32 protein-coding genes and 1 tRNA gene are annotated in these 22,640 nt (G+C 51.6%); 19 read left to right on the forward strand and 14 right to left on the reverse strand.

Going from position 1 to position 22,640, the window contains the following annotated elements; translation table 11 throughout:
• The first annotated feature begins 65 nt into the window (after positions 1-65).
• The 9 genes from fliL to FOV68_RS03610 all read left to right on the forward strand — a co-directional run bounded on the left by fliL (position 66) and on the right by FOV68_RS03610 (position 7,299).
• Positions 66-554, forward strand: a complete 489-nt coding sequence (gene fliL, locus FOV68_RS03570) for a flagellar basal body-associated protein FliL (RefSeq protein ID WP_039388789.1) — start codon at positions 66-68, stop codon at positions 552-554.
• Between the two features lie 4 nt (positions 555-558).
• Positions 559-1,566, forward strand: a complete 1,008-nt coding sequence (gene fliM / locus FOV68_RS03575; protein WP_003854473.1) for a flagellar motor switch protein FliM — start codon at positions 559-561, stop codon at positions 1,564-1,566.
• Positions 1,559-1,966, forward strand: a complete 408-nt coding sequence (gene fliN, locus FOV68_RS03580) for a flagellar motor switch protein FliN (RefSeq protein ID WP_010247669.1) — start codon at positions 1,559-1,561, stop codon at positions 1,964-1,966. Before fliM ends, fliN begins: the two co-directional genes overlap by 8 nt.
• A gap of 11 nt (positions 1,967-1,977) precedes the next feature.
• Entirely contained in the window at positions 1,978-2,376 is a 399-nt protein-coding gene (fliO, locus tag FOV68_RS03585; RefSeq protein ID WP_010247672.1) for a flagellar biosynthetic protein FliO, read from the forward strand.
• Positions 2,376-3,107: a flagellar type III secretion system pore protein FliP gene (gene fliP / locus FOV68_RS03590; RefSeq protein ID WP_010247675.1), complete on the forward strand. Its 732-nt coding sequence runs from the start codon at positions 2,376-2,378 to the stop codon at positions 3,105-3,107. The genes fliO and fliP overlap by 1 nt, the downstream gene beginning before the upstream one ends.
• A gap of 26 nt (positions 3,108-3,133) precedes the next feature.
• Positions 3,134-3,403, forward strand: coding sequence for a flagellar biosynthesis protein FliQ (fliQ, locus tag FOV68_RS03595; protein WP_003854466.1), 270 nt, complete (start codon positions 3,134-3,136; stop codon positions 3,401-3,403).
• On the forward strand, positions 3,403-4,188 hold the full coding sequence (fliR, locus tag FOV68_RS03600) for a flagellar biosynthetic protein FliR (protein WP_010247683.1): 786 nt from the start codon (positions 3,403-3,405) through the stop codon (positions 4,186-4,188). Before fliQ ends, fliR begins: the two co-directional genes overlap by 1 nt.
• A 627-nt stretch (positions 4,189-4,815) precedes the next feature.
• Positions 4,816-5,451: a transcriptional regulator RcsA gene (gene rcsA, locus FOV68_RS03605; RefSeq protein ID WP_010247685.1), complete on the forward strand. Its 636-nt coding sequence runs from the start codon at positions 4,816-4,818 to the stop codon at positions 5,449-5,451.
• 141 nt (positions 5,452-5,592) lie between these two features.
• Positions 5,593-7,299, forward strand: coding sequence for a methyl-accepting chemotaxis protein (locus FOV68_RS03610; protein WP_083068887.1), 1,707 nt, complete (start codon positions 5,593-5,595; stop codon positions 7,297-7,299).
• 108 nt (positions 7,300-7,407) lie between these two features.
• Here FOV68_RS03610 and dsrB read toward each other — a convergent pair whose 3' ends face one another.
• Positions 7,408-7,602 (reverse strand): protein DsrB, encoded by a 195-nt coding sequence (gene dsrB, locus FOV68_RS03615; RefSeq protein WP_010247689.1) that lies wholly within the window; start codon positions 7,600-7,602, stop codon positions 7,408-7,410.
• Between the two features lie 62 nt (positions 7,603-7,664).
• Entirely contained in the window at positions 7,665-7,823 is a 159-nt protein-coding gene (locus tag FOV68_RS03620) for a YqaE/Pmp3 family membrane protein (protein ID WP_010247691.1), read from the reverse strand.
• Positions 7,824-8,141: 318 nt separating this feature from the next.
• On the opposite strand from FOV68_RS03620, the gene FOV68_RS03625 reads away from it, so the two are divergent.
• From FOV68_RS03625 to FOV68_RS03635, 3 genes are all read left to right on the forward strand, one after another.
• Positions 8,142-8,375, forward strand: coding sequence for a DUF2525 domain-containing protein (locus FOV68_RS03625; protein WP_010247694.1), 234 nt, complete (start codon positions 8,142-8,144; stop codon positions 8,373-8,375).
• A gap of 353 nt (positions 8,376-8,728) precedes the next feature.
• Positions 8,729-9,520 (forward strand): mannosyl-3-phosphoglycerate phosphatase-related protein, encoded by a 792-nt coding sequence (locus FOV68_RS03630; RefSeq protein ID WP_022625472.1) that lies wholly within the window; start codon positions 8,729-8,731, stop codon positions 9,518-9,520.
• A 30-nt stretch (positions 9,521-9,550) separates the two neighbouring features.
• Positions 9,551-10,771 carry a glycosyl transferase gene (locus FOV68_RS03635; protein ID WP_010247700.1) on the forward strand — a complete coding sequence of 407 codons (1,221 nt, stop codon included), beginning with the start codon at positions 9,551-9,553 and terminating at the stop codon, positions 10,769-10,771.
• Between the two features lie 85 nt (positions 10,772-10,856).
• Here the strand turns inward: FOV68_RS03635 and FOV68_RS03640 are convergent, their stop codons facing one another.
• The 5 genes from FOV68_RS03640 to FOV68_RS03655 form a co-directional block, all read right to left on the reverse strand.
• The gene (locus FOV68_RS03640; protein ID WP_010247703.1) at positions 10,857-11,036 is read right to left on the reverse strand and encodes a YodC family protein; all 180 of its coding nucleotides are present in this window, start codon (positions 11,034-11,036) and stop codon (positions 10,857-10,859) included.
• Positions 11,037-11,227: 191 nt separating this feature from the next.
• The gene (locus FOV68_RS24265; RefSeq protein WP_003854444.1) at positions 11,228-11,359 is read right to left on the reverse strand and encodes a hypothetical protein; all 132 of its coding nucleotides are present in this window, start codon (positions 11,357-11,359) and stop codon (positions 11,228-11,230) included.
• A 33-nt stretch (positions 11,360-11,392) separates the two neighbouring features.
• The gene (locus FOV68_RS03645; protein ID WP_010247708.1) at positions 11,393-12,304 is read right to left on the reverse strand and encodes a DUF808 domain-containing protein; all 912 of its coding nucleotides are present in this window, start codon (positions 12,302-12,304) and stop codon (positions 11,393-11,395) included.
• 10 nt (positions 12,305-12,314) lie between these two features.
• Positions 12,315-12,590 (reverse strand): hypothetical protein, encoded by a 276-nt coding sequence (locus FOV68_RS03650; RefSeq protein WP_010247711.1) that lies wholly within the window; start codon positions 12,588-12,590, stop codon positions 12,315-12,317.
• A 52-nt stretch (positions 12,591-12,642) separates the two neighbouring features.
• Positions 12,643-13,122 (reverse strand): very short patch repair endonuclease, encoded by a 480-nt coding sequence (locus FOV68_RS03655; protein ID WP_031593194.1) that lies wholly within the window; start codon positions 13,120-13,122, stop codon positions 12,643-12,645.
• A 190-nt stretch (positions 13,123-13,312) separates the two neighbouring features.
• On the opposite strand from FOV68_RS03655, the gene dcm reads away from it, so the two are divergent.
• Positions 13,313-14,689: a DNA (cytosine-5-)-methyltransferase gene (dcm, locus tag FOV68_RS03660; RefSeq protein WP_010247715.1), complete on the forward strand. Its 1,377-nt coding sequence runs from the start codon at positions 13,313-13,315 to the stop codon at positions 14,687-14,689.
• Positions 14,690-14,732: 43 nt separating this feature from the next.
• On the opposite strand, the gene FOV68_RS03665 is transcribed toward dcm, so the two are convergent.
• Both FOV68_RS03665 and FOV68_RS03670 read right to left on the reverse strand, forming a co-directional pair.
• Positions 14,733-15,014 carry an Arc family DNA-binding protein gene (locus FOV68_RS03665; protein WP_143990333.1) on the reverse strand — a complete coding sequence of 94 codons (282 nt, stop codon included), beginning with the start codon at positions 15,012-15,014 and terminating at the stop codon, positions 14,733-14,735.
• 71 nt (positions 15,015-15,085) lie between these two features.
• A complete protein-coding gene (locus FOV68_RS03670) occupies positions 15,086-15,790 on the reverse strand; it encodes a phosphohydrolase (RefSeq protein WP_010670862.1) in 705 nt (234 codons plus the stop codon).
• Between the two features lie 618 nt (positions 15,791-16,408).
• Between FOV68_RS03670 and FOV68_RS03675 the strand changes: the two genes are divergently transcribed.
• From FOV68_RS03675 to FOV68_RS03685, 3 genes are all read left to right on the forward strand, one after another.
• The gene (locus FOV68_RS03675; protein WP_010247721.1) at positions 16,409-17,086 is read left to right on the forward strand and encodes a hypothetical protein; all 678 of its coding nucleotides are present in this window, start codon (positions 16,409-16,411) and stop codon (positions 17,084-17,086) included.
• Positions 17,087-17,264: 178 nt separating this feature from the next.
• Positions 17,265-18,041, forward strand: a complete 777-nt coding sequence (mtfA, locus tag FOV68_RS03680) for a DgsA anti-repressor MtfA (RefSeq protein WP_186289712.1) — start codon at positions 17,265-17,267, stop codon at positions 18,039-18,041.
• Positions 18,042-18,144: 103 nt separating this feature from the next.
• Positions 18,145-18,220: transfer RNA gene (locus tag FOV68_RS03685), tRNA-Asn, on the forward strand.
• Between the two features lie 245 nt (positions 18,221-18,465).
• On the opposite strand, the gene FOV68_RS03690 is transcribed toward FOV68_RS03685, so the two are convergent.
• Positions 18,466-18,723, reverse strand: a complete 258-nt coding sequence (locus FOV68_RS03690) for a LysM peptidoglycan-binding domain-containing protein (RefSeq protein ID WP_143990335.1) — start codon at positions 18,721-18,723, stop codon at positions 18,466-18,468.
• Positions 18,724-18,880: 157 nt separating this feature from the next.
• Between FOV68_RS03690 and FOV68_RS03695 the strand changes: the two genes are divergently transcribed.
• Together FOV68_RS03695 and FOV68_RS03700 are read left to right on the forward strand one after the other, a co-directional pair.
• Positions 18,881-19,141, forward strand: a complete 261-nt coding sequence (locus FOV68_RS03695; RefSeq protein WP_010247728.1) for a GlsB/YeaQ/YmgE family stress response membrane protein — start codon at positions 18,881-18,883, stop codon at positions 19,139-19,141.
• A gap of 26 nt (positions 19,142-19,167) precedes the next feature.
• On the forward strand, positions 19,168-19,548 hold the full coding sequence (locus tag FOV68_RS03700; protein ID WP_010247730.1) for a YidB family protein: 381 nt from the start codon (positions 19,168-19,170) through the stop codon (positions 19,546-19,548).
• A gap of 430 nt (positions 19,549-19,978) precedes the next feature.
• On the opposite strand, the gene FOV68_RS03705 is transcribed toward FOV68_RS03700, so the two are convergent.
• Both FOV68_RS03705 and FOV68_RS03710 read right to left on the reverse strand, forming a co-directional pair.
• Positions 19,979-20,410, reverse strand: a complete 432-nt coding sequence (locus FOV68_RS03705; RefSeq protein ID WP_143990336.1) for a hypothetical protein — start codon at positions 20,408-20,410, stop codon at positions 19,979-19,981.
• A gap of 18 nt (positions 20,411-20,428) precedes the next feature.
• A complete protein-coding gene (locus tag FOV68_RS03710; protein WP_143990337.1) occupies positions 20,429-21,340 on the reverse strand; it encodes a VENN motif pre-toxin domain-containing protein in 912 nt (303 codons plus the stop codon).
• Positions 21,341-21,683: 343 nt separating this feature from the next.
• Here FOV68_RS03710 and FOV68_RS03715 point away from each other — a divergent pair, with 343 nt between their 5' ends.
• Positions 21,684-21,899 carry a SymE family type I addiction module toxin gene (locus FOV68_RS03715; RefSeq protein ID WP_069026488.1) on the forward strand — a complete coding sequence of 72 codons (216 nt, stop codon included), beginning with the start codon at positions 21,684-21,686 and terminating at the stop codon, positions 21,897-21,899.
• A 41-nt stretch (positions 21,900-21,940) separates the two neighbouring features.
• Here the strand turns inward: FOV68_RS03715 and FOV68_RS03720 are convergent, their stop codons facing one another.
• Together FOV68_RS03720 and FOV68_RS24535 are read right to left on the reverse strand one after the other, a co-directional pair.
• Positions 21,941-22,444, reverse strand: coding sequence for a contact-dependent growth inhibition system immunity protein (locus FOV68_RS03720; RefSeq protein WP_143990338.1), 504 nt, complete (start codon positions 22,442-22,444; stop codon positions 21,941-21,943).
• Positions 22,444-22,572, reverse strand: coding sequence for a hypothetical protein (locus FOV68_RS24535; RefSeq protein WP_370513268.1), 129 nt, complete (start codon positions 22,570-22,572; stop codon positions 22,444-22,446). Before FOV68_RS24535 ends, FOV68_RS03720 begins: the two co-directional genes overlap by 1 nt.
• Positions 22,573-22,640: the final 68 nt, after the last annotated feature.

Genomic DNA, 22,640 nt, shown 5'->3' on the forward strand with positions numbered 1-22,640 from the left:
AGACGCGGATAATCTGTCTCGTGAGCCGAGAGGCTTGCCCATAATTCACAGGAAGTAACTGCACCATGTCTGATAACGCGAAAGCAAAAAAAGGCAGCAAACGTAAACTCTTAATACCAGTGCTGCTCATTTTGACGCTGGCCGCTTGCAGCGTGGCAGGCTATGCAGTCTGGCGAATGATGAACAAACATGAGGGCGATAAGCCTGAGGTGGCGAAAGTTGAACCGCCTCCCGCTCCGGTCTTTTTTGCACTTGATACATTTACGGTTAACCTGGTCAATCCCGACAACGATCCTGACCGCGTGCTTTACGTAGGCTTTACCCTGCGTCTGCCCGATGAGGATACCCGGCGTCGGATGAACGACTATCTGCCTGAGGTGCGCAGCCGTTTGCTGCTGCTGCTCTCGCGTCAGAGCGCTGCGGCGCTGGCGACAGAGCAAGGAAAGCAGGCGCTTGTTGAACAAATCAAACAGGCGCTGACACCCCCGCTGGTAAAAGGTCAACCTCCGCAGGCTGTAAACGATGTGCTGTTTACTGCCTTCATTTTGAGGTGAATCAATGGGCGATAGCATTCTCTCCCAGGCTGAAATTGACGCCCTTTTAAACGGCGACAGCGGCAGTGCGGAAGAAGAAAAGAAACAAAACGGACCGGAAGGCGATATTCGTCCTTACGATCCGAATACCCAGCGTCGTGTGGTTCGCGAGCGTCTGCAGGCGCTGGAGATTATTAATGAGCGTTTTGCCCGTAGTTTCCGTATGGCGCTGTTTAACCTGCTGCGCCGTAGCCCGGATATCAGCGTCGGGGCGATCAAGATTCAGCCGTATCACGAGTTTGCCCGCAATCTGCCGGTGCCAACCAACCTGAACCTGATCCACCTGAAGCCGCTGCGCGGCACTGCGCTGGTGGTGTTCTCACCGAGCCTGGTGTTTATCGCTGTCGACAACCTGTTTGGTGGCGACGGACGTTTTCCGACTAAAGTCGAAGGCCGTGAGTTTACCCATACCGAGCAGCGCGTTATTCGCCGCATGCTGAAGCTGGCGCTGGATGGTTACAGCGACGCATGGAAGGCCATTTATCCACTGGACGTCGAGTATGTACGTTCAGAGATGCAGGTAAAGTTCACCAACATCACCACTTCACCGAACGACATCGTGGTTAACACGCCGTTCCAGGTGGAGATTGGTAACCTGGTGGGTGAGTTTAATATCTGTATCCCGTTTTCAATGATTGAACCGCTGCGCGAGCTGCTGGTGAATCCACCGCTCGAAAACTCACGTCAGGAAGATAACCACTGGCGCGATAACCTGGTCAAACAGGTGCAGCACTCTGAGCTGGAACTGATCGCTCACTTTGCCGAAACCTCACTGCGTCTGTCACGGATTTTGCAGCTGAAACCCGGTGATGTGCTGCCGATTGAGAAGCCGGAACGCATTATCGCCCATGTCGATAGCGTCCCGGTCTTAACCAGCCAATATGGCACGATGAATGGTCAGTACGCGCTCCGTGTCGAACACCTGATTAACCCGATTTTGAATTCGCTGAACGAGGAACAGCCCCATGACTGACAGTAATAAACCGTCTGACGATATCTCTGCGGACGATCTGTGGGCTGAAGCGATGAATGAGCAGGTCGGCAGCGGCAGTGCGCCGCAGACCGACGAAGTCTTTAAATCATTCGACAGCGGCAACGTCGCTGGATCGCTGCAGGATATCGATCTGATTATGGATATCCCGGTGAAACTCACCGTGGAACTGGGTCGCACCAAAATGACCATCAAAGAGCTGCTGCGTCTGGCGCAGGGTTCAGTGGTGGCACTGGATGGCCTGGCGGGTGAGCCGCTGGATATCCTGATCAACGGTTACCTGATTGCTCAGGGTGAAGTGGTGGTGGTGAACGACAAATATGGCGTGCGCATTACTGACATCATCACCCCATCTGAACGTATGCGTCGCCTGAGTCGCTAAAGAGTTACATTATGAATAGCCAGAATCAAACGCTGCAACCGGCCGCACCGCACGCTCAGGCGATCTCGACCGGCTCCATGCTGGCCCAGGTCAGCAGCGTGTTAGCCGTGATTATCTTATTGATTCTGGCCTGCGCCTGGCTGGCACGCCGTGTCGGCTTCGCGCCGAAAAAGGTCAGCGGCCAGGAGCTTAAACTCACAGCCAGCGTCTCAGTGGGCCAGCGTGAGCGGGTGGTGATTGTCGATACCGCTGATGCCCGTCTGGTACTGGGCGTCACCGCACAGCAGATTACTCATCTGCACACTCTGCCGCCGGGTGAACCGGTCTCTGTGACGCCGGTTAACAGTGCGCCACAGGATTTTCGTCAGCTTTTACAGAACCTGGTTAAACGTCCCGGAAAACCACAATGATGCGTCGACTGCTTCCTTTATTGCCACTGTTGTTACTGGCACCGGTTGCCCATGCCCAGCTGCCGGGCCTGGTGAGTCACTCGCTGCCGAATGGCGGTCAGAGCTGGTCACTGCCGGTACAGACGCTGGTCTTTATCACTGCGCTGACCTTTATTCCGGCCGTGCTGCTGATGATGACCAGCTTCACCCGTATCATCATTGTGTTTGGTTTACTGCGTAACGCCCTGGGCACGCCCTCTGCGCCGCCTAACCAGGTGCTGCTCGGACTGTCGCTGTTTCTGACCTTCTTTATTATGGCACCGACCTTCGACAAAATTTATCAGGATGCCTATCTGCCGTTCAGCCAGGACAAGATCAGCATGGAAGTGGCGATTGATAAAGGTGCCCAGCCGCTGCGCGAGTTTATGCTGCGTCAGACCCGTGAAGCGGATTTAGCCCTGTTTGCCCGTCTGGCGAATACCGCCCCGATTGCCGGTCCTGAAGCGGTGCCAATGCGTATTCTGCTGCCCGCCTATGTCACCAGCGAGCTGAAGACGGCTTTCCAGATTGGCTTTACCGTCTTTATCCCGTTCCTGATCATCGACCTGGTGGTTGCCAGCGTGCTGATGGCGCTGGGGATGATGATGGTCCCGCCAGCGTCCATCGCGCTGCCGTTTAAACTGATGCTGTTTGTTCTGGTCGACGGCTGGCAACTGCTGGTCGGTTCACTGGCGCAAAGCTTCTACTCCTGATCCCCCTTTTCTTACCGGAGCAACACATGACACCCGAATCAGTAATGGTAATGGGACAGGAAGCAATGCGCGTCGCCCTGATGCTGGCCGCCCCGCTGCTGCTGGCCGCACTGGTCAGCGGTTTGCTGATCAGCCTGATCCAGGCCGCGACCCAGGTCAACGAACAGACCTTATCCTTTATTCCTAAGATTCTGGCGGTTGCCACCACCGGTATCATTGCCGGCCCGTGGATGCTGAATCTGCTGCTGGACTATATCCGCACCGTCTTTACCAACCTGCCTTACATCATCGGCTGATGATTACTCTCGACAGCAGCCAGCTGGTTCAGTGGGTCAGCCAGTTCTTCTGGCCTCTGGTGCGCATCATGGCGTTATTCGCCACCGCACCGATCCTCAATGAACGATCCGTCAGCAAACGTGTCAAAATCGGTCTGGCGGTGATGATCACCTGGCTGCTGATGCCGTTGTTACCTGCGGTCAATGTCACCCTGTTTTCCCCTGAAGGCTTCCTGCTGCTGATTCAGCAGATGCTGATTGGTATTGCACTCGGCTTCACCATGCAGTTCGCTTTTGCTGCCGTGCGCCTTGCCGGGGAAGTGATTGGTTTACAGATGGGTATCTCGTTCGCCACCTTTTTTGATCCTGGCAGCCGTCTTAACATGCCGGTGCTGGCCCGTTTTCTCGACATGCTGGCGATGTTGCTCTTCCTGACCTTTAACGGACACCTGTGGCTGATCTCGCTGCTGGCGGACAGTTTTCATACGCTGCCGATTGGCGGTCAGCCGCTAAATGCCAATGCATTTATGGCACTGGTGAAATCTGGCGGATTAATTTTCCTTAATGGCATGATGTTAGCGCTGCCCTTAATCGTTTTGTTACTCATGGTAAATCTGGTACTGGGTTTGTTAAACCGTGTTTCACCACAGTTATCAATCTTCGCAATTGGCTTCCCGATTACCTTATCAGTCGGAATTTTAACCATCAGCTTGCTGATGCCTCTGCTAGCCCCGTTCTGTGAGCATTTGTTCGGTGAAGTATTTGATTTACTCGCCGTGTTCCTGACAGAACTATCCCGCCCCTGAACATTAAGTTTCTAACTATCTTTGCATAACGATACTTAAGTATCGCAAAACCATCCGTGCATTTTCCGAACCATGTTTTCCAGAATGCAACTAAGGAAATTCTGATAAACATGCGGAGAGTCTGAAAATAATTCTTATTAAACCGGGCTTCGCGTATTTTAGTTGGGTGGTTCACAGAAGCTGTCAGACTGTGAATGTGCAGGCAAAATCGACAAGACACTGAATTTACAAGAAAAAAATCTTTAGGTGATTTTTCTTGTTAAAAAATGTTTTTTCCGGCATTGTCAACGCACGCTGAGACATCACACTTTCGTAAAACAAATGTTTTTGAGAATTGTCCTATCAGAAAACCCTGTGTTTTCAGGGATAGTGACCTGGCTCCCAAAAAATGAGTCTTACTTAACCTCCGACATTTCACTGGCATTCCCCGCCAAGGCCGGAGAGTGTGTGACGTCACGGCAGCACAAATTTTTTGCAGAATGGGTCAGGGATGAAGACTTTTACGGGCGTTTGCCCGTTGCCAAACTGCACGAGCAGAATAAAAAAGTACCTAAGAAATCTCTCTCGTACCGCAACGCGTATTCATCGTTGATTTAAACGGATAACAAATTGGTGAGGGTCGCTATTATGCCAACTATTATTATGGATTCCTGCAACTACACACGCCTGGGATTATCAGACTATATGTCTTTAAAAGGAGTTAAGAAGAAAAACATCTCTTCTGTCTCCGATATTGAGCAACTACAGCAAAAATGTGAGCAATTAAACCCTGGTGTCGTCTTTATTAATGAAGATTGTTTCATTCATGAATCTGATTCCAGTGAACGTATCCGCAGCATTATTACGCAGCATCCTGATACGCTGTTCTTTATATTCATGGCGATTAGCAACATCCATTTTGAGGAATACCTCTACGTTCGTAAGAACCTGATTATTACATCAAAATCGATGAAAACTTCTACCCTGGACTCCTTACTCAGCACCTATTTGCAGAAGAAGCTTAACCAGTCTGCGCGCATCTCTTCGGGCATGGACGTACATCCATTAACGCTGAGCCAGACTGAGTCAAACATGCTGAAGATGTGGATGTCAGGTCATGACACCATCCAGATCTCAGATAAAATGCAAATTAAGGCCAAAACGGTATCGTCACACAAAGGTAATATTAAACGCAAAATCAAAACCCATAATAAGCAGGTTATTTATCATGTGGTGCGTTTAACGGATAATGTGACTTCAGGTATTTACGTTAATATCCGCTGAGCATAACATCTGAAGAACCGGCCTCTCTGGCCGGTTTTTTTTTGCCCGGAATTGCGATCCAGGTCTCACTCTTACTGCTAAGCCTTTACGCTCTTTTGCCGATGTTATGCCTTATAACAACAGCCTCAAGAGAGCAAGGATATGAACACTGCACGAGATAATAATGGACAGAAAAGCGCAGGCATCTGGCAGAATCTCCGCCTGGTGCCGCTGTTTAGCCTGATCTTCGGCGGCATTTTGCTGCTGTTCGCACTCTGTATTGGTGTCGCCAGTTACTTTCTGATTTCCGGCAATCACTCCCTCGATGATGCCACGGACGAAATCCAGGTTCGTATGGGCCTCTCTAACAGTTCAAACCACCTGCGTACTGCGCGCCTGACCATTATTCAGGCCGGTGCCGCCGCGCGTATTGGTGAAATGGATGAGTTTCGCGCCAATATTGCCGCCGCCGAAAAACGGATCCAGCAGGCAAAAGATGGCTTCGCGATTTATCAGGCACGTGAAGTAAAGACGCCCGCGGATATGGAACTGGATGCCACGCTGCAGGCTCGCTTCAACGATTACATTACTAAAGGCCTGATACCGATGATTGAATCCGGTAAACAGGGCAGCTTTGAGGGCATCATCGCTCAGGAGACCGATGTAACCCGCAAGCTGGATGACGACTATAACGCGGTGTTGCTGAAGGCGATCAAGATCCGAACTGATCGCGCCAATGCCATTACCGCCCAGGCCGATCAACAGTCGCGCATCGGCTTTATCTCCATGGCCGTGGCATTCAGTGCCGCCCTGGTGCTGGTGCTGTTGACCTTCGTCTTCCTGCGCCGCGTGGTAATTAGTCCGCTGCGTCAGTCGGTGCTGCGTATCGAACGCATTGCGCAGGGTGATCTGACCTCCGCTCCCCTGCCCCATGGCCGCAGCGAGATTGGTACGCTCATCCATAACCTGCAACTGATGCAGCAGGCGCTGGTGACCACCGTTGGTACAGTGCGTGAAGGCGCCGTCGCGATTTATCAGGGCTCCAGCGAAATTTCAGCCGGTAACACCGATCTCTCTTCACGCACCGAGCAGCAGGCTGCGGCACTGGAGCAGACCGCAGCCAGCATGGAACAGCTTACCGCCACGGTGAAGCAGAACGCCGAGAATGCGCATCACGCCAGCCAGCTGGCCGCGGATGCCTCGGGTAAAGCGCGCAGCGGCGGCGAGCTGGTGAACAGCGTCGTGAAAACCATGACCAATATTTCCGGCAGCTCGAAAAAAATCGCTGAGATCACCAACGTCATTAACAGCATTGCGTTTCAGACCAACATCCTGGCGCTGAATGCGGCGGTAGAAGCGGCGCGTGCCGGTGAGCAGGGTCGTGGCTTTGCGGTGGTGGCCAGCGAAGTGCGTAATCTGGCCCAGCGCAGTGCGCAGGCGGCGAAAGAGATTGAATCGCTGATTGCAGAGTCCGTCACGCTGATCAATGACGGTTCGCATCAGGTTGGCGCAGCCGGTAGCACCATGGGTGAGATTGTTGAAGCCGTACGGCGCGTTACCGATATTATGTCGGAGATCGCGGCGGCGTCGGACGAGCAGAGCCGCGGTATTCAGCAGGTGAGCCAGGCGGTCACCGAAATGGATAACGTCACCCAGCAGAACGCCTCGCTGGTGGAAGAAGCCTCCGCTGCAGCGGCCTCGCTGGAAGATCAGGCGGGTAAACTGACGCAGGCGGTCGCGGCATTCCGCCTGCAGGACACCCCCGCAACCGCAGGTGTGGCTGCACGCGTCTCTTCACCGTTAAAGACACCGGCTCTGGCACCCCGTCCGGCACTGGCGGGCGGCAGCGATAACTGGGAAACCTTCTGAAGTTATAGCGGTTAAACGTCAGCGGCTGATGTCAGTCGCGTAATCTCCGACAGCAAAAAGCCGCCTTTCCGGCAAACGGGAAGGCGGCTTTTTTATTGCGCGTCAGGCTCAGGCTTCCTGGTAAGGCTCGACGAAAATGCCATCCGGCTGGTGCGTCTCGTTAAAAAACCAGATACCCAGAGGATAATCTTCCAGCGCCACCAGGAACATGGTGCCTTCATTGAACGGCTCCATAGCCAGAATGGTGCCAACACGACGCGGGCCGCCATCGGTTTTGACGCTGACGCGGTCATTTACCTTCATTTCGGTTCTCCTGATTATTGACTGAGTACAGTCTAAACGAAGAACCGTGGCGATGCAGCGCGTTAGCGGCGGGCAATGACCCAGACGGCGTGGATAATACCTGGGATATAACCACAGAGTGTCAGCAGGATATTCAGCCAGAAGGCGCCGCCAAAACCGACCTGCATAAACACGCCCAGTGGTGGCAGCAGAATAGCGATAATAATTCGTAAGATGTCCATAACCATTCCTTTAGGTATTGATAAAAATCAGCTTTATCACTAACTATAGCTGAATCTGCTCTGTTTAGTCGAAAAGTCAGGTAAATCTGAGTAAGGAGAAACTTTTGCAATTCCTTAACATTTCACCGCAAGACTTCTTACGCGTCAGGCCTTTAAACTCTTCTCACTGCATCACCCCCATAGGTGCAGCCACAACCTGAAAGTAACAAGGATTTTGCCCGCGCAGCGCGGGCTTTTTTTTGCCTGCGATCTCTCCGCTCCCGCCTTTCTGCCCTGCGTTCTATACTGATTACTCTGTTTGCTCTCAGGAGTCAGAAAATGACAGACGAAAAACAGCACGGCGATGCTCAGCCATCCGATCTGCAGATTGATGTCGAGGGTTTACTGGCGGCAATTCAGGCCAGAACGTCGGGAGAGGTACGGGAGTATATGGAGCAGGATCAGACACCACGGCTGGAAGTAGAAGGCCGGGTTTTCCACTCCTATAGCGAACTGGCGGAGGCGTTTGAAATTGATATTTGTGATTATCGCGCCTATGAAGCGAACCGCTGAAATCGATTTCAAAAAAAAACCCGGCGGGAAGGCCGGGTAAAAATTCAATTCGTTACACCAGGGAATTCTTAACACCCCTGCAGATTACCCTTTCCCGACGCCGAAACAAGCATCAGATATGCACGTTTCTGCAACTGACCGGGTAATTATGGAGCGACTGTTACCAAAAACATCGCGCCCGCCAGTCACTTAGCCCTGCACACTTATTGCATACCCACTTTTACTGCGGTTTCGTTTTAAGAATTATCCTGGATTTCCAGACAGCGTGGCTGGAAAAAAAGTGTGAGCCATATTCAACTATAATATTGAAAAATCGCCGCTTTAGTCGCGAATGTGATGAAAGGAGCCCGTTAATGCCCGATCTCCACCAGCCGTTAATGATAATTACCGATCTGGATGGTTCATTACTTGACCATCATACCTATCGCTGGGATGCGGCCACCGAATGGCTCACCACGCTCAGGCAGTACGCTGTTCCGCTGGTGATCTGTTCCAGTAAAACCGCAGCCGAGATTATTCCGCTGCAAAAAAGGCTTGGCATCAGCGGTTCACCTTTTATTGCTGAAAACGGTGCCGTGGTGCAAACGCACGATCAGCAGCGGATCCGCCTGCCCGATAACACGCTGACCTATGACGCTATCTGCCAGCGGCTGGCTGCCTTGAAAACAGCGTACCGTTTTACCGGCTTCCATGACTTCTCTGATCCGGAAGTGGCCTCGATGACCGGCCTGAGCGAGGCGGATGCAGAACTGTCGCGTCAGCGCGATGCGTCAGAAGTGATTGTCTGGCGCGACAGTGACGAGGCGTTTGACCAGTTCCATGACGCACTGCGTGCAGAGGGCCTGGCGCTGACCCAGGGCGGGCGTTTCTGGCATGTGATGCCTGCGGGCAGCGGCAAAGGCGAAGCCCTGCGCTGGCTGCTGGCGCATTCACCCGGTGAGGCACGCGTGACCATCGGACTGGGTGACGGCCCTAACGATGCGCCGATGCTGGATGCGGTTGATTATGCGGTCGTGATTAAGGGCTACAGTAAAACACCGGTGACACTCAGCCGCTCCGATCAGCAGCAGATCTATCACACGGCTCACCATGGCCCAGAGGGCTGGCGTGAAGGACTTGACTATTTTTTGACTCAACCTCAATAAGCTGCCCACGGGCATTAAAAGGATGATGCGATGAGTGACTTTTATCAGAATGGCGTAATCACCAACTTTCACAACCTCACCCACCGTAGCGTGGAGTCGCTGGAAAAAGAGATGGTACGCTTTGCCCGCAAACGCAAAATGGGGCTGATCCTGCCATCGCTGTTTTCCGAACTTGAAGGCCCGGCGCTGACGAAAATTGTCGATGAGCTGGCTAAAGTGCCCTATCTGGATGAAATTGTGATTGGGCTGGATCGTGCCGACCGCGACCAGTTCCTGTTTGCCCGCGAGTTTTTCTCCCGTCTGCCGCAACGGCATCGCATTCTGTGGAACGATGGCCCGCGTCTGAAGGCGATTGATGCCGAGCTGGATAAAGAGGGTCTGTCACCCACCAATCCCGGCAAAGGTCGCAACGTCTGGTTCTGCACCGGCTATACGCTGGCGTCAGACCGTACCAGCTGTGTGGCACTGCATGACTGCGATATCGTCACCTATGAGCGCGGAATGCTGGCACGCCTGCTCTACCCGGTGGCCAACCCGGCATTTCAGTATGAGTTCTGTAAGGGGTTCTATGCGCGCGTCGCGGATGGCAAGCTTAATGGCCGCGTGGGACGTCTGCTGGTGGGTCCGCTGCTGCGATCGCTGCAGAAAGTTTATGGCCATTCAGAATATCTGGAATATCTGTCGAGCTTCCGCTATCCGCTCTCCGGGGAGTTCGCCATGCGGACGCATGTGCTGAACGGGATTAAAATCCCCGGCGACTGGGGGCTGGAGATTGGCGTGCTGTCGGAGATTTATCGTAACTACACCACCCGCCAGTCGTGCCAGGTTGAGATCGCCGATAACTACGATCACAAGCATCAGCCGCTGGCTGAAGATGACGGCACCGGCGGCCTGAAGCGCATGAGCAGCGATATCGTCCAGTCACTGCTGCGTAAGCTCGCCACCATGGGTGTGCCGCTGACCAGCGACTCGTTCCGGGTGCTGAAAGCAACCTATTACCGAAATGCGCTGGATATGATGGAGACCTATAACCACGAGGCGGCTATGAACGGGCTGAAGTTTGATCAGCATGTGGAAGAGGCAGCGGTAGAGATGTTTACCCAGTCGATTCTGGAAGCGGGTCAGGCGTTTATTGAGCGTCCTAACGATAAGCCGTTTATACCGAGCTGGAGTCGCGTCCAGTCAGCCTTCCCGGATGTGCTGCAGCGGATCTATCAGGCGGTTGAAGAAGATAACGACGGTAACGTCTGAAAACAGGGCGGCACAGGGAGTGTGCCGGGCCAGAAAAAGCAGAAACCGGGCCTGGCGGGTTGCAGAACCCACAGGCCTGATGCTGTCAGCCCGCCAGTTGCTGCGCGGGATTCAAAGCGCAGAGTTCATCGCTGCGAAAGGCTTCGCTGCGCACGGCATAGCCATCATACCAGCGGCACTCCACCATGCCGCTCGCGTAGCCGGTCACCACCATCGTCTGCCCCTCTTCCTTATGCTGCACTTCTTCACTGATTGCGAAAACCATGATGCGCTCCTTTTATTAACCTGAGTGTTATTAACCAGAGTGATTATTTTCTTTATAGCAGGCAAAGCCGACCCTTGCCTGTTAAGGCACGCAAAAAAAGGGCAAATTCGGAATTAATCAGCTGGATATGCGGAAAATAAAAAAAGCGGATAAAAAAACTTATCCGCTTTGATGAAGTATTGACGCTGACGTCAGATTTTACAGCCTTCGCAATCGGCTTCGTCGCCGAGATCATCCGGCACTTCGCTGGCTTTTTTCTCTGCTTTCGCTTCAGCCTGCTCCAGTTGTGCGTCGATATCAAATTCAAACATGTCGTCGTTCATCGTCATTCTCCTGACCGTAAATCACAGTGCGCTTTATACCGATTTTCCGCGCACTCTGGCAATAAGGTTAACCACTAACAGCACGATCGACCCAATGATAAAGCCGAGCACCAGGTTGGCACCGTTGCTGAGCAGCATAGCGATCCAGCCGCTGAAGCCACTGCTGACTTCCTCGATCAGATGATGCAGCGGTGCGATGCCGTGTACCACAATACCGCCGCCGACCAGGAACATGGCGATGGTGCCGACCACCGAGAGGATCTTCATCAGCCAGGGCGCGGCAGCCAGCAGCACACTACCCAAACCCTGCGCAAGGCGGGACGGTTTCTCACGCAACCAGAATCCGAAGTCATCAATTTTGACGATGGCCGCCACGATGCCGTAAACGCCCACCGTAACCAGAATTGCGATGCCCGCCAGGATAATCACCTGATTGAGCAGCGGCGATTCCGACACGATGCCTAAGGTAATCGCGACAATTTCGGCTGACAGAATAAAATCGGTGCGCACCGCGCCTTTGATCTTCTTCTTCTCAAACTCAGCCGCATTCTGATTCGCCAGCGAATCGAGTCGCTGCTGACGCGCTTCCGGTGATTTGCTCTGCTTGTCATGCTGCAGACTGTGCATCACCTTCTCCACGCCTTCGTAGCAGAGATAGGCACCGCCAATCATCAGCAGCGGCGTAATCAGCCAGGGCGCAAATGCGGAGATAATCAGCGCCAGTGGCACCAGGATCAGTTTATTAAGAAACGATCCTTTGGCAACGCCCCATACTACCGGCAGCTCACGGTTGGCTTTCACGCCGCTGACCTGCTGCGCATTCAGCGACAGATCGTCGCCCAGTACGCCAGCGGTCTTTTTCGCCGCCACTTTCCCCATGACGGAAATATCGTCCAGAAGTGTTGCAATATCATCAAGTAAAGTCAGTAAACTGGTTCCCGCCAAAATCTTATCCTTAGTCTGGTTCGTTATGTTGACAACATGGGCAGCGCTCAATTTCCGTAACGGTCATCTCGGCGATGCCCTCACAATCCCACTCTACCCGCACCGTCTCGCCTGCTGCTCCTTCAGCATGCAGATATTTGCTGACCGGGCTTTCGGTCATGCCGGTGATCTCCTCCGTGGCGACAAGCCTGTCGCCGCAGTAAACCCGCGCGGTCGCTTTAGTATTCACCATCCGCTCGTCACGAATCTGGTAAAGGCGTTTTACCGTCAGTTTTATGCTGCTCATTTCAGGCTCCTGGCCACGGAGAAAGCGCAGATCTAACCAATTATGTCTGTGATTAGCAATCGGCGTTGTAATGATGAATGCCCTGATGGTCGATTTCGGCACTCTCCGGCATCGCCAGCAGCCACTCCTCCAGCCGCTCCAGCAGATCCTGATCCGTCAGGCGCAGTTTGCCACGTAACGCACACTCCCAGATGATCAGCACTTTCCAGCCGCTCTCCTGCAGCTGGCGCACATAACGCCGGTCACGTTCAACGTTGCTGTTGATTTTGCCGGTCCAGAATTCTGTGCGCGTCGCCGGCAGTTTAAACAGATAGCAGTGATGACGATGCCAGAAGCAGCCATGAACAAAAATAATTGCCTGATGTTCTGTCAGAACGAAATCGGGCCGACCCGGCAGGTTTTTATCCTGCACGCGGAAGCTGAAGCCCCGATCTTTCAGCAGCAGCGCAATACGTTGCTCAATGGCCGTATCCTGAGCGCGAATGGCACGCATATTTTTGCTGCGTATTTCGCTGGAGTGAACATCAGCCATAACCTCTCCTTTTTTGCTGGTCCTTCAACTTTAGCCTGCGCCACGAAAAGCGAAAGCTGCCGCACGACGACTTCACACAGTGTGCCGCAAAAACAGAACATTCCGGGGGGCTGGCTCAGGGCACATCCAGGCAATTTCCTCACAGCGTCTGGAGTGATAGCATAGGCACCTTACTGTTAAGGAAAAACGCATGCATCCCGCCGCCCTCGCTGAACCACTCTCTGCTGCACTTTCATCTGCTGATGCGTCTGAACTCTTTCAGCAGGTGCTGGCAATCTATTCGGTTCGTGATCTCACGGCCCGCCTGCAGCAGGCAGGATTTTCCTGCTGGACGCCGGCACTCCTGAACCGGATTCGTCAGGGTAAAACCGCCCTGCCACCGTTGTGTGAAGCGGAACTGTCGCTGTTACAGGGGCTGCTGCCGTCCCGTCCCGCCCATTATGATAATCCTGAATTTCGTTTTATCGATCTCTTTGCCGGTATTGGCGGCATTCGTAAGGGGTTCGAGGCGATCGGCGGCAAGTGCGTGTTCACCAGTGAATGGAATAAAGAGGCGGTCCGCACTTACAAAGCCAACCACTACAGCGATCCGCTTGAGCATCACTTCAATACCGATATCCGTCAGGTCACCCAGCCGGAAGGTCTGACCGACGATGAAGCGATATACCGCGCGATTGATGCGGCAATCCCCGATCATCAGGTGCTGCTGGCCGGTTTTCCCTGCCAGCCCTTTTCGCTGGCGGGCGTCAGCAAGAAAAATGCGCTGGGCCGTGCACATGGCTTTGAGTGTCAGGTGCAGGGCACGCTGTTTTTCGATGTGGCCCGTATCCTGGCTGCCAAGAAGCCGCCGTTCTTTGTGCTGGAGAATGTGAAAAACCTCAAGAGTCATGACAAGGGCCGCACCTTCGCCATTATCATGGAGACGCTGGATGAGCTGGGGTATGACGTTGCGGATGCGGGCGCCAGCAGCCCGGATGCCAAAGTGATCGATGCGCGTCACTTCCTGCCGCAGCATCGCGAACGCATTGTGCTGGTGGGTATTCGCCGTGACCTGAAAAAGCAGGATTTTACGCTGCGCGATATCCGCCGTTTCTACCCGGCGCAGGTACCCAGCCTGCAGAGCCTGCTGGAGAGTGCGCCGGATGACAAATATATCCTGTCACCGGTGCTCTGGCGCTATCTCTACCAGTACGCGAAAAAACATAAAGCCAAAGGCAATGGCTTTGGCTTTGGCCTCAACGATCCGCGTAATCCTGACTGCTGCGTGCGTACGCTGTCAGCACGTTACTACAAAGATGGCTCAGAGATTCTGATCGATCGCGGCTGGGACAGTGCGCTGGGCGAAGCGGAGTTTCAGGATGCCGATAACATGGCGCGTCGGCCACGCCGTCTTTCCCCGCGCGAGTGCGCCCGCCTGATGGGCTTTGATGTGCCAGGCCGCGAGCCGTTCCGCATTCCGGTTTCCGACACTCAGGCTTATAAGCAGTTTGGTAACTCGGTGGTAGTGCCGGTGTTTGCAGCGGTGGCTCAGCTGTTACTGCCACATATCCGTCAACTGAAGTCGTAATCACCGTGAAATGAAAAAACCCGTCTGGCGACGGGTTTCTGTTTTATTTCTTCTTCTTGCTCTGCTTCTTCAGCAGCAGCCGAATCTGCTTCAGCTCTGTTGCACTTAGTGCATCGGTCTTCACGTCAGCGGCACCGGATCCCTCAGTCCCCTCTTCAGTGATATCCTGGTTATCAATCGCCGGATGTGGATGCGTTTCCAGACTGGCCTGCAAACGTTGCACAATCTCCTGGCTCATCGAAATCTGATTTTCCAGCGCCAGCTGTTTAATCGTTTCTTTCAGCTCAGGATCAATTTTAATCGTTAAATTAACAGTTTCAGTCATCGGGCAGCTCCTTTTTGTTATTGCTACAAGCTACCGGATGGCCGTTTCGATTAACATACTGTCATAAAAATTTAATATTCGGTTTGCAAAGGTGTGAAGTCCCGCAGCACACCCTCATCCATTCCCACCAGATTGCCCTGCAGCTCGGCATAAAGCTTCGCCATATAGCGCACCAGGAAATCGGCATTATGTTCAGCCAGCATGCGGCCGGTTTCAGTGTGCATGGTTTCCGGCAGACGCAGCAGCTTCTTCTGGAAATGATCCAGCGTCCACTTAACATCATTCAGTTCGCGATCTTTACCCAGCGGGTCCTGGCTGTCGAATAATGGCCGATTCAGCGCACCGGCGGTGTAGAAGACCCGCGCCAGCCCAATCGCGCCCAGCGACTCCAGCCGGTCAGCATCCTGTACAATTTTAGCTTCCAGCGTCTGAGGCGGTATGCCAGCGCTGAAACTGTGGGTTTTAACGGCATGCATCACGGCATCAATCTTTTCAGCCGGGAAATCGAGAAAGTCCTGCTGCAGAATGCGCTGGGTTTCCGTCGCGGCATAGGTAGAGGCGAGGTGACGTTCCGGATGGTTCTTCGGCAGGTTCACCACATCGTGAAAATAGCAGGCGGTCAGCACCACCAGCGGATCAGCGGGCGTGCCGTTCATGATTCGCTGTGCGCTCATCCAGACACGCCGCAGATGGGCGATATCGTGCGCGCCGTCGTCGTGGATCCAGTTCGCCTGAAACCAGCTTTCATAGCGAGATTGCCAGAGTGTGAGTGACATAATCTATCTCCCTGTAGTGATCGACAGCAGTTTTTCTGTCGCGATCAGTGCGCAAACGGCAAGCCATCATAGCGACTGGCTAATGACACTTTTTTTACAGTGCAGTTGAAAAGAGCAGCGCTGCCAGCGATTCCGGGCAGAAAAATGAGATCTGGATCATCTGTATAGCATCTCTGTTACACAATAACCGCAATTTCGGCTGTTTTCAGTCTTTCCTCAGTGAATTGCTGCTAAGAAAATTAGTTTAACAGGCGTAATGTTTGGTTCGATCTTAACCAACTTCCTGCCTCATGCTCAGCGTTTTTTTGTCACGCGATTAAGTGTAAAACTGCACGTTATGACAGGTGAAAAAGTCTGAAAAGGTTCCTATTTTTACGGTTATAACGTACTGTATCCGGGCTATTCGTCGCTTTTTGCCAGTTGCGTGATAAGCTTTGGTGCGCTTTTTGCATTTTGCATTTTGCTGGTTTTTAACTACTAAAGTGACAATTATACAGTGACAGTCAGCCTACAAATTATTAAGCAAAATGATTTAAAGCTTTTATGATAACTCTCAGATGTGAAGCAAATGGACTTTTACAGCAGTAACCGGGTTCTACTAATAAAAAGAGGTAATCCATGAAAGAACGGCCGATTCTTTTTTCCGAACAGCGTGTTCGTGCCCTGTTGGTTGGCCAGCAAACGCAAACCCGGCGCATTATGAAAACTCAGGCTTTCGGTCCGGGACAGGATCATCACGAGGGCGTACACGCTTTCGATGTGAGTGCTAATCATCTGCATGGTTATAAAATGATGTCGATGACGGACATCAGCTATCAGTGTCCTTACGGTAAACCGGGTGACGTGCTCTGGGTGCGTGAAACCTGGCGTGGCCCGATGGTACCCGAGCAGTATCTGGCCGATTATGAACGCGACCCGACGCCCTTCCGCCAGCCAGAATATTGCCAGTATCGTGCAGACAGCAACGAGCTGGGCCAGCATGCACTGAGCACGCCGGAAGCAGAGCAGTTTGGCTGGCAAACCGCCATTCATATGCCGCGCTGGGCCAGCCGCATCAATCTGGAAATTACCGGCGTGCGCGCCGAGAAAATTCAGGACATCAGTGAAGATGACATTATGGCGGAAGGCGTGCAGACCGATTCGCACTTCCTCAACAACTTCTTCACCATGAACGTCAATTCTGAATCGCCCAAAGAGGCGTACCGTAAAGCCTGGGAAAAACAGTATGGTGCGACCAGCTGGGAAGTGAATCCCTGGGTGTGGGTGATTGAGTTTCATCGTATTGAGCGCAACTGACGCCCCGGCCCCACGCTTTGCGGGCTGAATCACAGACAACGACCGTGCTAACGGGTTGAATAGACGGCCCTTAGCCCTGTCGCCAGATGAACAGTGCCAGCATGGTGTTTCGATGCTGGCATTTTTATGTCTGCCGCGTCAGGATAGCGAAATAGTCCGGTTCTGTGCGGGAGTTGCGATGTTTAAATGGCCCTGGAAAACGCATAACGACGCCACCCTGGCCGCGCTGCCATGGCAGCACGGGCTGGCGCAGCCGATATTCAGCCAGCTGGATGAGGCTGAACAGCAAGCGCTGGTTGAGCTGGCGCAGCGCTTTCTGCAACATAAAAAACTGGTGCCGCTCGACGGTGTTCAGCTGGATGAACTGCGCAGTGTGCGGATCGCCCTGCTGTTCTGCCTGCCGGTACTGAAACTGGGCCTGGAGTGGCTGGACGGTTTCCACGATGTGCTGATCTATCCCGAGCCGTTCGAGGTCGACGATCAGTGGCAGGATGACGATGGGCTGGTTCACAGCGCGCCCGCGGTTCACGCCGGGCAGAGCTGGACGCAGGGGCCGGTAGTCCTCAACTGGCTCGATATTCAGGACTCGTTCGATCTCTCCGGCTTTAATCTGGTGATCCACGAGGTTGCGCACAAGCTGGATGCCCGCGGCAGCGGTTACACCAGCGGTATTCCGGTCATGTCGCTGCGTGACGTCGCACTCTGGGAGAAGGATTTGCGTGCCGCGATGGCGGAGATTGAGAGTGAAGTTGAACTGGTGGGTGAGCAGGCCGCCACGATCGATCCCTACGCCGCCAGCGATCCCGCTGAGTGCTTCGCCGTGCTCTCTGAATATTTCTTTACGGCTCCGGTACTGCTGGCCGAACGCTTTCCCGCCATGTATCAGCATCTGCGCCAGTTTTACCAGCAGGATCCCCTGCCCAGAATCGCCGCTGACACTGCGCAAACTGCTTAAATCACGATCGCTTTGCGTTAAAGCTAGCCAGTTGAATGATAATGTATTTTTTGCTGTTGACACCTTAGAGCGACGCCGTTAATATTCGCCTCGTTCACACGATTCCTCTGTAGTTCAGTCGGTAGAACGGCGGACTGTTAATCCGTATGTCACTGGTTCGAGTCCAGTCAGAGGAGCCAGATTAGAAAAACCCGCTCAGGGAAACCTGAGCGGGTTTTTTGCTTTTCAGCGATCCCAGTATTCTCTTCCTGTCTGACTGTTCATCTCAGCTCGTCTGCGGCTGCTATTACCGAGACCACCGTTAAGTCTGAATCAACGCAGGCTGTCTGGCTCAACTCTGTCATGGTGTTATGACAAGCTGGATTTAAATAAAAAACCAGCCGGGCAATATTTGCGCCAGCTGGCTCATACTATTGACGAATTATTACTCAGGAATGGTCAGTACCTGACCCGGTGCAATTTTATCCGGGCTGCTGAGAAGGTTTTTATTCGCCTCAAAGATTTTCATATACTGGGACGCATCATTGTAAAACTGCTTTGCGATGGCGCTGAGCGTGTCGCCTGATTTAACCGTATATGTACGATTACTCTCTGCGGCGGTTACAGACTTATCTTCAACATTTTTATCTACAGCATGTAACAACTCATCGCCTATATTTTTAATATTATCCAGAATGCTCATATTTACTCCCCTATCGTTTCTGATACGTTTAGTTTAATAAAGAAAACAGGATTGCCAGGCGAATACTGCTCGGCGTACGATACACCTGCTTTTAATTCATGGGTTAAACCACTGCTAAACGTTGCTGTAAATAATATAAAAATAGAGGATATTAATGATGGGCATATTGTCATGGGTTGTATTTGGATTACTTGCCGGCATTATCGCCAGATGTATTATGCCAGGCAAAGAACACATGGGCATTTTCATGACCATTATTCTGGGTATTATCGGTGCGCTGATTGGCGGTGTAGTCAGTACCGCTCTGGGTTTTGGCAAGGTCGATGGCTTCAATATTTACAGCATTGCTATTGCCACCGTGGGTTCAATTATTGTGCTGTTTGTCATTCATAAAATCAGAGCGTGTAAACAGTCTTAACAGATTAAGTTAAAGAGGATAACAGAATGAGTTTACTGGAAACAGTACTGGCCATGTGCGGCCTGAATAATCAGACCAGCCAGGAAGTGAAAGGTGTGCTGGAGTGGGTTGAGCAGCAAGGTGGTTTACATACTATTGTGAGTCACCTGCAGAGCGGCGAGTACAGTGAGGTGGTCAACTCCTGGCTGGGCGATGAGCAGAACGTTGCGCTGAGCAGCGACCTGGTGCAGAAGATGATTAACTCTGAGGCGATTGAGCAACTGGCTGCGCGGATGGGTATTAACACCAGCGATGCACTGAATCTGCTGGCGAAATATCTGCCGCAGCTGGTGGATAAAGCGTCAACGGCGGGCGTCGTGGATAAAAAAGCCGATCTTACCGGTCTGGTGAGTCAGTTAATGCACTAAGCGTGATGCCATTGAAAGATAAAAGCCTGCTGCGAAAGTATGAGGCTTTTATCTTTTAGATTTGGTGAGGGAGCACTGAGCAAATTATTAGCCAGCGAGCAGTCATTGTACCTGCTGACCGAATTATTAAACTAGAATGAACGCAGAGTGAAATTTGACTCTAATAATTATCACCTCACCAAAAGCTCTTATATAGTTCGTATGATAACTTGATAGTCCGTAGCCTAGGGAGCGTTAACAATATTACTCATTTATCGCTAGGTGAATAGCCAACTAGCGAGACTCAACGCTCTAACTACTACAAGAAAACCAGCGGAAAATAAGCAGTTTTCATTCTCAGCCTTGAATTTATGAGAAATGCAAAAAATGAAATATTTTTAACGGGTTATTTCTTAGCTGCACTCTGAAACCCCTTTTCGTTTCTGACTTTTTAAACTTCTATTTTATGTAAAAAAACATCCGTATTAGAGTATTGCATTACACCCTCTACAATCCTCAGGCATCCCTCAACTTCAATGAAACTAACCCCACAATCACCAAATTCAATAAATACGCCAATACAACCTTCCTTGATGTTTTTAATCCTGTACTCGTATACAGCCGAAATTTTTAATCCTAAATACTTATCCAGCCCTTTTAATGAGCTTATAGGGTACGCAAAATTATCACTAATTTTTGACAGGTCGATTAACTCTGGCTCAAATTTCGACACTTCAAACTTTGAAGTGCCCTCGCTTACTGTTAACGATACCCATCCTACAGTGGACACTTTAAAAAAAAGAGCCAAACATTCGCATACCATCTCTCCATCCATAAAAAATGAACGAAACCTGATATCCTGTAAAACTTCATTAATTAACATGCACTCTCATTCTCCTGGTTAAAACTTCGATGATTTCTCAGGTATCAACGTATCAAACTCATATTTACCGTCCGGCAACACCCTTAAGCTTACAGTACTGTTAGTCTTTGAACTATAAACATGGACAAGATCATAATTGCCTCGAACAGTTGAGCTAGGAATTAATTCGCTCACTGATGTGGCGTTCTCTAATGTTTCCCTAACCGTAGCCTTCGCCTGCTCGACACCAGCTTTGCTTGCTTCATAAGGTAAGCGTCCCTCACCAATTTTTGCTCCCAGTTTTTTATTGAGATTAATCGATTGTGAGGTAACAAAGTCATTAACTTCTCCTAAGCCCGGAATCTGCTGGATACCTGGGGCATTCTTAACTGACTCATTGGATGTTCCGGCCTTTCCTGTTGTCGCGGGCAAGTCTTTGATAGCAACAGGCAATATAACCTTACCCCCAACCGACCTGATACTGCCCTCATCATCTACAATCCCAGCTTGTGCGGGTTTGATAGAAATTATTTTAACCGGGCGATTACCATGTTCCCGCTGCAACTCCTCTTCATCATTTCCCAGTGTATTATTCTCAACCGCATTCTTACCGGCAACCGCCCCCTGAATCCCACCTTCAACAGAACCAGAAGCCACTCCCGCGGACAGTTGCGCAGCCAGCTGGCCGAGCGCGCTGACAACCTGCTTTTGTTCCTGCGTCAGTTCGCTGGCCTGCTTGCCGGGATACATTGAGCTGAGGATAGCTCTGGCCATCAGCTCGCCACCCGCAGCACCGGCTGCACCCGCTGTTGCGTTGTTGCCCGCCAGCTGCGCCAGTACGGCACCCGCAACCGCGTGCGCCATGGTGTTAGCCAGGACGTTAGTCTGCTCCTGTCCGTCGACAACTTTGCTGGTAGCTTGCTTAATTTTATTGGCGATGTAAGGCGCCATTCCACCTGCTGCGGCTGCACCCAGGTTACCTGCGCCAAGGCCACCCAGCACGCCCGTCACGGCTGCGATAGAATAGCTGCCGATCAGGCCTGATTTTTTTCCTCGCGCTGATGCACTTCAGGAAGAAGGGATAAGTGAAATACTGCTCAGAAAAAATAATCCGTTTTACAGAGGTGCCTCGCAGTTTATTATCCGGCTTTCAGCGAGTTTATGCAGCAGAAGGTGTATATTTAAACAGGTTAAATCGGAGCAGGAAGCACTTAACGAGACATTTTTAGCGCGGCTGAAGCGGGCGGCAACCCGCAGCAACCGCTGACCACAACTAACTATACGGGAGTTAATTATGGCTGACATGCATCATAAGTCAGGAACCCGCACGGTCACAACCGCCGCGCATTATTACAAAGTCGGATACCGGCCTAACAGGGGGCAGCCGAACCCCCTGCCCCAGCTCACCATCAAGGGCCGCTGGCTGGAGCCGCTGGGCTTTACCACCGGGCAGAAGATCGAGGTGATCCCGGAGGCGGGGCAGCTGATTATCCGGCTGGCTGGGAAGTGATCTGCTGGTAAAAAGATCCCGGTGCGAACCGGGATCTTGACCTAGCCTTTGCAGCGACTTAGGGCTAATCGCAGACCGGCACCGATTTCGTCTGGGGAACTGTCTACAGGAAGAACCACATAATCAGATTCGTTGATCCTGGCACCGCTCCAGGCTTCCAGCTTTTCATGGTAGCTGGGACGAATAGTAATCTGATTATTTACCAGATGAATACCACATTTTTTCATATTTTTAAACAATGCTCGTTTAGTTTTATAGCCATGTTTTTCCATCAACATAGCTATCCAGATTGCATATTTTTCTTTGCCTTTTTCAAGATCAAAAAATTCTACACGATCAGCAAGTTCGGTTAATGTTCGGCTATCAAACAATGCTTGTAAGATCTCCTCTCCCAAACTTTTATCATCTATATCAAGTGGTAATAGACGAGATGGGAACAAGGGATCTCTTCTCGTCATACCTAATCCTGAGTAAGTCTCAATATTCAAAAACTCATTGGTAACAAAAGCATTAGCCCAATAATCTTGATCTTTATTAAATTCCATCATTTCACCTGAGTTACCGTCACTTTGACGCCCTGGGATTTACCATATTCGATGGCGCGGTTTATTTCTGTCCATTGGGTTTTAGTGGAATTTTGAATTGATAGATAAGCTGATGCTCTTTGGATCAGTTTGTGTCTCGCTACCCAGCAATGTTATTTTGAGAATATTCATCACTATTTACCTTTGATCAATTTAT

This window comes from Pantoea sp. paga (genome assembly GCF_007558755.1).
Lineage (GTDB): Bacteria > Pseudomonadota > Gammaproteobacteria > Enterobacterales > Enterobacteriaceae > Pantoea > Pantoea agglomerans.